Origin of the sequence: Kitasatospora sp. NPDC007106, from assembly GCF_040634455.1 — a bacterium.
Taxonomy (GTDB): domain Bacteria; phylum Actinomycetota; class Actinomycetes; order Streptomycetales; family Streptomycetaceae; genus Kitasatospora; species Kitasatospora arboriphila.
Genome location: NZ_JBEYFP010000214.1, coordinates 1 through 9160, shown reverse-complemented (window position 1 = coordinate 9160; position 9160 = coordinate 1). Strand labels below are relative to the sequence as shown.

Sequence of the window (9160 nt, the reverse complement as noted above, 5' to 3'; positions counted from 1 at the left end):
GCCGCGGAGCCTGCCCGGGCCCCCGCGGCGGACGGGAGCACGGAGCCCTGCCCGTCCGAGGCCGAGGCCGGTGCTGAGCCCACCGCTGAGCCCACCGCTGAGCCGGCCGCGCAGGCGGAGAAGGCGGAGAAGGCGGAGGAGCCCGAGTCGGCGGACCCGGGTGCGCCGGCCGACTCGCGCCGCAGGCTGCGGGGTGCGCTCTGGCCGCCGCGGCTCTCCCGCGGCCAGCTCGTCGTGGCCGTGCTGCTGTTCGCGCTGGGCCTGGGTCTGGCGATCCAGGTGCGTTCCACCAACGACCACAACCAGCTGCGCGGGGCCCGCCAGGAGGATCTCGTCCGCATCCTCGACGAACTGGACAGCCGCCAGCAGCGTCTCCAGCAGGAGAAGACGCAGCTGGAGCAGTCGTTGACCCAGTTGGAGAACAGCTCCAACCAGGCCAAGGAGGCCCAGGAGCAGACCAGGAAGAAGGCGACCGAGCTGGGTGTGCTCGCCGGCACGGAGCAGGCGACCGGGCCGGGAATCGTCTTGACGATCAATGATCCCCAGGGGCAGGTGAAGGCGGATATGCTGCTGGACACCCTGCAGGAACTCCGAGCGGCGGGAGCGGAGGCGATTCAGATCAACGACGTGCGTGTCGTGGCCGGCACCTACTTCACCGACGGCGCCGACGGCGGTGTGCAGATCGACGGCAAGAAGGTGTCGCAGCCGTTCCGCTTCACGGTCGTGGGCAACCCCCAGGACCTGACGCCCGCGCTGAACATCCCGGGCGGCGTGGTCCGCACCCTGGAGAAGGAACAGGCGACCGCGGTCATCACCCAGCAGCAGAAGGTGGTCGTCGACGCGCTCGCAGCGCCGAAGCCGCTGCAGTACGGCAAGCCGGCGGCGAAGTGACGGCTCGACTGTCCTACGGTCCGTCAGGTACGCGCGGCCCCCGGTGGCGCGCCGCCGGGCGGCCTGAGGCACACTGGGATGTTCCACCCCGGCGGTGCGCTCCGCCGCCTGCTCGGGCCCGGCCGGATGCCGGGCCAGCTGCCTGTCCGAGCCTGTCACCCTGCCCCGCGGGCGGGTCTGTCACACGCAAGGGGATTCGCCCGTGAGTCTGTTCTCGAAGCTTTTCGGCCGCAACAACCGCCAGGAGTCGGCGGACGCGCCCACCGCGCGCCACCGCCACCCGGGGGAGGAGGCCGCCGTCCCCGGCATGCGGCCCGCGCCCGAGGCGGACCAGTACGCCGAGCGCCCGCTGTTCCGCGACGGCCACGGCGCGGCTCCGTACGAGGGGAATGCCCGGGGCTACGGCGCGTCGGTTGAATCGGGTGGCGCGCCGCGCATAGGTTTCCCGGCAGCACCCTCAACCTCCGGTGGAGGGTTTACCCCGGACCCCTACGCCGGGCACGTCCAGCAGGGTGTGCCGAGCCAGGAGGCTGTGACGATGGCTGGCACCTCCCCGTGTCCGCGGTGCGGCAACCAGAACCCGGTCACGGCCCGGTTCTGCTCCAACTGCGGGACGGCGCTGCGCAGCGCGCCGGTGCCGGAGAGGGCTGCCGAGACCACGTCGACCATCTCGATCTCCGGGATCGAGTCGTACGAGCCCGGTGCCACCTCGACCGGCGCCACCCCGGCGCTGTCGCCCGAGGTGCTGGCCGCGATCGACGCCCTGCCGCCGGGCTCCGCCCTGCTGATCGTGCAGCGCGGCCCGAACTCCGGCAGCCGGTTCCTGCTCGACTCGGACGTGACCACCGCGGGCCGCCACCCGCAGGGCGACATCTTCCTGGACGACGTGACGGTCTCGCGCCGCCACGTGGAGTTCAGGCGGCTGCCCGGCGGCGGCTTCTCGGTCGCGGACGTCGGCAGCCTGAACGGCACGTACGTCAACCGGGAGCGGATCGACGAGGTCACGCTCAGCAACGGCGACGAGGTCCAGATCGGCAAGTACCGGCTGGTGTTCTTCGCCGGCCACGTCCGGGGGTACTGAATCCGACATCGGCAGGAGCCCGAGTGACCGCGAACCCTCCCACCACCCTCGGGGCCACCCCCGTGCCCGCCACACGCCGTGCGGCCGAGGCACGGGGGAGGGGCGGCGACGAGCTGCTCTCGATCGGCGCCGTCCTGGCGTTCCTCCGGGACGACTTCCCCGAGGTCACCATCTCCAAGATCCGCTTCCTGGAGGCGGAGGGGCTGGTCGACCCGCAGCGCACCCCGTCCGGCTACCGCAAGTTCAGCGCCGGGGACGTCGAACGGCTGGCGTACGTGCTGCGCATGCAGCGCGACCACTACCTGCCGCTGCGGGTGATCCGCGAGCACCTGGACGCCATCGAGCGCGGCGAGGCGCCTCCGGCACTGCCCGCGCCGGAGGCCCGGCCCGGCCCGCTGGAGGAGGCCGACCGGGAGCTCGGCGCCGCGTCCGGCGCGGTAGCCGGGGTGCGGCTCGGACGGGCGGAGCTGCTCGCCGCGGCCGAGGCGGAGGAGGGCGAGCTCCTCGAGTGGGAGTCCTACGGCCTGGTCACGGCCGGGCCGGACGGCGGCTACGACGGGGAGGCGCTGCAGATCGCCCGGCTGGTCGCCGAGCTCGGCCGGTACGGCCTGGAGCCGCGCCACCTGCGGGCCATGAAGGCCGCCGCGGAGCGCGAGGTGGCCCTGGTCGACCAGGTGGTGGCTCCGCTGCGCCGGCACCGCAACCCGCAGACCCGGGCGCACGCCGAGACCACCGCCCGGGAGCTGGCCACGCTCTCCGTCCGGCTGCACGCGGCCATGGTGCAGGCGGGCCTGCGGGCCCGGCCGAACTGAGCGCCGGTGCCGACGACACCCCGGGGCCGCGTTGCTGACCAGGGCCGGAAGGACTGCGCTTTCCTATCGGCGGCGCGCGCCATAGGGTTGCCAGTGTGAATGAGCTCGACGTCGTGGGTGTCCGGGTGGAGATGCCTTCCAACCAGCCGATCGTGCTGCTGCGGGAGGTCGGGGGCGATCGGTACCTGCCGATCTGGATCGGCCCCGGCGAGGCGACCGCAATCGCTTTCGCGCAGCAGGGCATGACCCCGGTGCGGCCGCTGACGCACGACCTCTTCAAGGACGTGCTCGACGCGCTGGGCCAGCAGCTCACCGAGGTTCGGATCAGCGACCTGCGGGAGGGCGTCTTCTACGCCGAGCTCGTCTTCTCCGGCGGTGTCGAGGTGAGTGCGCGTCCCTCGGACGCCATAGCGCTGGCGCTGCGGACCGGGACGCCGATCTACGGCAGCGAGAACGTGCTCGCCGAGGCGGGCATCGCGATCCCGGACGAGCAGGAGGACGAGGTCGAGAAGTTCCGCGAGTTCCTCGACCAGGTCTCGCCGGAGGACTTCGGCGGCGGCCAGCAGTAGCACGGCCCGTTGCGTCGCTGTAGCGGCGGCCTGTTGCGGCGGCCTGTTGCGGCGGGTCGGCAGTAGCGGCGCCCGAGGCGGCGCCGCCCGCGGAGGGCGCGCGTACTGCGCGCTCCGGGGCGCTGCAACCGCGCTTTGCAAAAGCGGCCCCTCCTACCCACACTAAGGGCACGAAAAACCACTCTTCGGAGTGACATCCGACCGGAGCCCCGGCGTGGCGATCGTTGACGGGCCTGTGGTGACTGCCTACCGTCAAGGGAGGTTCCGGTCGGCCTGCGCCGTCCGGCGCCGGGAGAGCCGCAGGACCGAGTGGACGGAGGCAGGCATGAGCGGTAACGGCGACGACGCCACCGCCGGGGGCCTGTGCGCCGTGCACCTGCCGCGCGCCGCCCGAGGACCGGTTGCGCGGGGCCGGGAGGTCCCGGCCGAGCCGGCCGAGTCCGAACTGCCCCGGGTGGGCCGCTTCCCCGCCGTCCAGGCCGGGCAGCCCGAGATCGAGCGCATCCCGCCGACCTCCGCCCTGGTCGGGTACCGCGGGCCGACCGCGTGCGCGGCCGCCGGCATCACGTACCGTCAGCTCGACTACTGGGCCCGCACCGGGCTGCTGGAGCCCAGCGTCCGCACCGCCTACCCGGCCGGAGCGCAGCGGCTCTACAGCTTCCGCGACATCCTCCTGCTGAAGATCGTCAAGCGGCTGCTGGACGCCGGCGTCTCGCTGCAGAACATCCGCGTCGCCGTCGCCCACCTCCAGGCGGCCGAGCCCGCCGACCTGACCGGCCTGACCCTGATGTGCGACGGTGCCACCGTCTACGAGTGCACCAGCCCGCAGCAGGTCGTCGACCTGATCGGCGGCGGCCAGGGCATGTTCGGCATCGCCGTCGGCGCGGTCTGGCAGGAGCTGGAGACCGCCCTCGGCCGGCTGCACGCCGAGCGCACCGACACCGGTGAGACCCTGGTCGGCCACAACCCGGCCGACGAGCTCGCCCAGCGGCGCAACCGCGCGGTCTGACACCGCAAACGCGGTCTGACACGGCGACAGGCCATGCCCGGGGTGGAACCGCACCGGCCCCGGCCGGCGTCCCGCCAGATGTGTCGATCAAGGATGTGAAGGTGCTGCGCAAGGCCGTGGCGCGGCTGCGGCGGATCCCCGGGCTCGGCGACCGCACCGGTCGGCGGCGCTGGTTCCAGGCCGCCGTTCTCGTCAGCGCCCTCGGGCTCGCACCCAGCACCTGGCTGTGGACGGGCGAGGGCGGCCGGGTCCGTACGGTGGCCGACGCCCCGGCCGCGCCCGTGGCCGTGGTCTTCGGCGCCGGGCTCTTCGGCGGCGAGCCCTCCCCGTACCTGGCGCACCGGCTCGACGCGGCGCTGAACCTCTATCAGCAGCACAAGGTGCGGGCCATCCTGGTCACCGGGGACAACAGCACCACCGCCTACGACGAGACCGACGCCATGCGCCGCTACCTGACGGACCGCGGGGTGCCCGACGTCCGGGTGGTCGGCGACTACGCCGGCTTCGACACCTGGGACTCCTGCAGTCGGGCCCGCCGGGTGTTCGGCGTCGACCACGCCCTGCTGGTCAGTCAGGGCTTCCACGTGCGACGGGCCCTGGCGCTGTGCGAGGCGGCCGGCATCGACGCGTACGCCGTCGCCGTGGACGAGCCGCACGACACCACCTGGTACTACGGCGGACTGCGGGAGATCCCTGGGGCCGGCAAGGCGGCGCTGGACGCCTGGCTGCGGCCCGACCCGCAGTTCCTGGGCGCGACCGAGTCCGGGGTCACCCGCGCGCTCGCGGACGCCGCCAAGCCGTAGCGCGGACACCGCCGAGGCGGTGGCGCAGGGCCAGGCGGACCGGGGGCGGCCCGCCTCGAACGGATTGTCACAGCCGTGCGCGATGATCGCGGTGTGCGGACTGTGCCGAGCATCATCCACCTCGACATGGACGCCTTCTTCGCCGCGGTGGAGCAGGCGTCCAAGCCGAGCCTGCGCGGCAAACCCGTGGTGGTCGGCGGCCTCGGCGGCCGCGGCGTCGTCGCCACCGCCTCCTACGAGGCCCGCAGGTTCGGCGTCCACTCGGCCATGCCGATGGCCCAGGCGCGCCGGCTCTGCCCGAACGCCGCCTTCCTGTCCGGCCGCTTCGCCGCCTACCGCCAGAACAGCGACATCGTCATGGCCCTGCTGCGCGAACGCTCCCCACTGGTCGAGCCGCTGAGCCTCGACGAGGCCTTCGTCGACCTGGAGGCCGGCCCGTACGGCCCCGCACTCGCCGAGGTCGACCCGGAGACCGGCGCGCAGCTGGTGCTCGCGGTCGCCGAGGACCTGCGCGCCGACATTCTCGAACGGACCGGCCTCACCGCCTCCGTCGGCGCCGCCGGCTCCAAGCTGATGGCGAAGATCGCCTCCGAGCAGGCCAAGCCGGACGGCCTGGTGCTGGTGGAGATCGGTTCGGAGCGGGCCATGCTCAGCCCGATGCCCGTCCGCGCACTGCCCGGGATCGGCCCGGCCACCGAGCAGACGCTGCGCCGCGCGGGCCTGACCACCGTGGCAGACCTCGCGGACGCCGGCGAGGCCGAGCTCGTCCACCTGCTGGGGCGGGCGCACGGCACCGGTATCCACCTGATGGCCGTCGGCCACGACGAGCGGGCCGTGGTGCCCGACCGCGACGCCAAATCGGTGTCGGTCGAGGACACCTTCGAGGTCGACCTCGCCGACCGCGACCGCATCCTGCACGAGATCGACCAGCTCACCGCCCGCTGCGTCAAGCGGCTGCGGGCGGCGGGCCGCTCCGGCCGCACGGTGGTGCTGAAGGTACGCCGCTTCGACTTCTCCACCCTGACCCGCTCCGAGACGCTCCGCGCCCCCACCGACGACGAGGGCGTGATCGCGGAGACGGCCCGCCGGCTGGCCCTGCAGGTCGACACCACCGGCGGGGTGCGGCTGCTCGGCGTGGGCGTCTCCCAGCTGGCCGACTACACGCAGGAGGACCTCTTCGCCCAGGCCGCGCACACCGCGGAGGTGGAGGTGGAGGTGGCAGCGGCGGGTGAAGCAGAAGCGGATGTGGAGGCGGGGGTGGCGTCGGCGGAGGTCGGGGGAGCGGATGCCGCCGACACGGCTCCGGCCGTGCCGCCGGCACTGCGCCGCTGGCTGCCCGGGCAGGACGTCCACCACGCCGAGCACGGTCCCGGCTGGGTGCAGGGCAGTGGTGTCGGCCGGGTCACCGTGCGCTTCGAGACGCCGTACGACCCGCCGGGCCGGGTGCGGACCTTCGCCGTCGACGATCCGGACCTGGAGCCGTCCGACCCGCTGCCGCTGCGCCGGGCCTGAGCTCCCGGCTCATAAGGCCGCCCGGGACGCCGGTGGAAATGGCGAGCGGCCCCGCACCGTCCCAGTGCGGGGCCGCTCGGCGGGGCCGGGCCGTGTCCGCGGTCGCATGCCCACAACCGTCCACGGGGCCCGGCCCCCCTCGCGCCTCGTCCCCTGGCGCGAGGGAGACGCCTCGTCAGGCGTCGGTCTTGGCCAGCTCGGGGCTGGAGGGGGTGGCCTCGGCCGGGGTGGCGGCCGGGAGGTCGGCGGCCTTGATCCGGCGGATGGCGAACGGCACCAGGCCGGCGACCACGCACATCACGGCGGCCGTCCAGTAGGCGTGCTCGTAGGCGGTCAGGGTCGGCAGGGCGATCGGGATCGGCAGCTTCATGGTGTCGCCGGTGAGGATGGCCGCCATGACGGCGGTGCCGACGGCGCCGCCGACGGTGCGCAGCACCGCGTTCATGCCGTTGGCGATGCCGCTCTGCTCGGCGGGCACGGCGCCGTTGATGTAGGCGGGCATGGCCGCGTAGGCGAGGCCGACGCCGAGGCCGAAGACGGCGGAGGCGAGGTAGATGTCGATCTCGTGGCTGTGCCGGACGGCGAGGTAGGCCATCGCGACGGCGCCGAGCAGGCCGCCGGCGACGAGCGGCAGGCGGGGGCCGCGGCGGGCGATCATCAGGGCGCCGAGCGGGGCGGCGACCATCGAGCCGAGCGCGGACGGCAGCAGCATGATGCCGGCGTGCAGCACGGTGGCGGTGAAGCCGTAGTGGGCGAGCTTCTCCGGGGTCTGCGCGAAGTTGCTGATGACCATGAAGGAGCCGTACATCCCGAAGCCCATGAGCAGGCCGGAGATGTTGGTGAAGGCGACGGCCGGGCGGGACATCATCTTCATGTCGACCAGCGGGTGGCTGACCTTGACCTCGATGAGGATCCAGACGAGGGCGACCACGGCGGCGACGGCGAACAGGCCGAGGGTGCGGTTGGAGGTCCAGCCCCAGTGGTTGCCCTGGCTGACGGCGATCAGCAGGGCGGAGAGCCAGCCGGCCAGGGTGAGCGCGCCGAGCGGGTCGGCGCCGCCCTCCTTGTCGACGACCGGGTCCTTGGGGACGCGGATCGCGACCAGCGCGACGGCGATGATGCCGAAGGCCAGGCCCATCCAGAAGATCGACTTGTAGCTCCAGTGCTCCAGCAGCAGGCCGGTGGCGACCAGGCCGAGGCCGCTGCCGACGCCCATGGAGGCGCTGATGGCGGCGACGCCGCCGGTGACCTTGGCCTTGGGCAGCTCGTCGCGGACGATGCTGATCGCGAGCGGGAGCACGCCACCGCCGGCGCCCTGGAGCACGCGGGCGACGACCAGCCAGGTGAAGGAGTGGGTGCCGACCGCGAGGGCGGAGCCCGCGACCAGGCCGGCGAGCGAGACCAGCAGCATCGGCTTGCGGCCGCGGAGGTCGCCGAACCGGCCGAGCAGCGGCGTGAGCACGGCCGCGGAGAGCAGGTTGGCGGTCATCAGCCAGGTGATGCTGGAGCCGGAGACGTCGAGCTCCTTGGCGAGCGACGGCAGGATCGGCACGACCGCGGTCTGCACCACGCTGAACGCCAGCATGGCCAGCACGAGCGCGGGGAGCACCCGCGCACTGCTCGGCTTCTCGTCCGTGGCGGCGGGCTGTGGGGCCTCACTCACGGTGGGTTTCCTCCCGTTGGGTCGCCGGAAGCCGGTCACTGCTTCAGGCGAGCGATAGTGAATGAACTGAAGTAACGATGCAGGCCAATACTTCAGTCTGTCAAATATCGATCGGTGAAGCTTTGGCAAAGCGCAGGTCCCGGACCGCCGCAGCGGACCGGGACCCCGGGGACGTCCTGCCGTCGGAGGATCAGACCGGGTGCAGCGGCTCCGGCCGGGCAGGCTGCGCCGCGGCCGTCCGCGCCGCGACCTGGACGGGCGCCTGGCCCGACGCGGCGGGCGCCGGCTGCCCACCGGCCGGAGCGGGCCCGGTCGCGGCAGCCGCGGTGGTCGCCGTGGTGGAGGCGGTCGTGGCCGCCGCGCGGTCGGCCGGCTGGGGGCCGTACGGCTGGCGCGCCGTCCCGTCGTGCACCTCGACCTGCTCGCGACGCAGCTCCTCGCGGACGAGCTCCTCCTCGGTGTAGCGCTCCACCACCAGGCGCACCCGCTCGACCGGGGCCAGGTACTTGCGCACCACCGCCCGCTCCTCGCGCAGGGTCACCTCCTCGACCGCCTCGGCGATCTCCTGGTCGCTCAGCGCGGCCCGCTCGGCGTCGCTCACCGGCACCCGCTCCACCCGCATCCGCTCCCGCACCACCGGCACCCGGCGCTCCACGGCCTCCGAGGTGACGTACTTGCGCAGCCGGGCGGTGCCCAGCACGTGCCACTCGGTGCTGATGTCCAGCCGCTCCTCGCGGCAGACGATCTCGACCGGCCCCTGCGCCGAGGCCTCGCCGCCCTGCTGCCGCTCCGGCCGCTCGGGCCGGTGCGCGGCGGTCGG

9 protein-coding genes are annotated in these 9160 nt (G+C 73.6%); 7 read left to right on the top strand and 2 right to left on the bottom strand.

Features of this window, described 5'->3' with window-relative positions:
- The 7 genes from ABZ641_RS18195 to ABZ641_RS18165 all read left to right on the top strand — a co-directional run.
- Positions 1–891: DUF881 domain-containing protein (locus ABZ641_RS18195; protein ID WP_359982962.1), on the top strand; the 891-nt coding region annotated here is incomplete at its 5' end.
- 538 nt (positions 892–1429) lie between these two features.
- Positions 1430–1972 (top strand): FHA domain-containing protein, encoded by a 543-nt coding sequence (locus ABZ641_RS18190; protein ID WP_344624323.1) that lies wholly within the window; start codon positions 1430–1432, stop codon positions 1970–1972.
- A gap of 62 nt (positions 1973–2034) precedes the next feature.
- A complete protein-coding gene (locus ABZ641_RS18185; protein WP_344624334.1) occupies positions 2035–2784 on the top strand; it encodes a MerR family transcriptional regulator in 750 nt (249 codons plus the stop codon).
- Positions 2785–2879: 95 nt separating this feature from the next.
- A complete protein-coding gene (locus tag ABZ641_RS18180) occupies positions 2880–3353 on the top strand; it encodes a bifunctional nuclease family protein (RefSeq protein ID WP_263106328.1) in 474 nt (157 codons plus the stop codon).
- A gap of 325 nt (positions 3354–3678) precedes the next feature.
- Positions 3679–4362, top strand: coding sequence for a MerR family transcriptional regulator (locus tag ABZ641_RS18175; protein ID WP_359982958.1), 684 nt, complete (start codon positions 3679–3681; stop codon positions 4360–4362).
- Between the two features lie 101 nt (positions 4363–4463).
- Positions 4464–5165: an ElyC/SanA/YdcF family protein gene (locus ABZ641_RS18170; protein ID WP_344624321.1), complete on the top strand. Its 702-nt coding sequence runs from the start codon at positions 4464–4466 to the stop codon at positions 5163–5165.
- A 93-nt stretch (positions 5166–5258) separates the two neighbouring features.
- Complete coding sequence (locus ABZ641_RS18165; RefSeq protein WP_359982955.1) at positions 5259–6677, top strand: DNA polymerase IV; 1419 nt, start codon at positions 5259–5261, stop codon at positions 6675–6677.
- Between the two features lie 175 nt (positions 6678–6852).
- On the opposite strand, the gene ABZ641_RS18160 is transcribed toward ABZ641_RS18165, so the two are convergent.
- Both ABZ641_RS18160 and ABZ641_RS18155 read right to left on the bottom strand, forming a co-directional pair.
- Positions 6853–8340 (bottom strand): MFS transporter, encoded by a 1488-nt coding sequence (locus ABZ641_RS18160; RefSeq protein WP_344624319.1) that lies wholly within the window; start codon positions 8338–8340, stop codon positions 6853–6855.
- A gap of 190 nt (positions 8341–8530) precedes the next feature.
- The coding region (locus tag ABZ641_RS18155; protein ID WP_359982953.1) for a YsnF/AvaK domain-containing protein at positions 8531–9160 on the bottom strand (630 nt) is incomplete at its 5' end.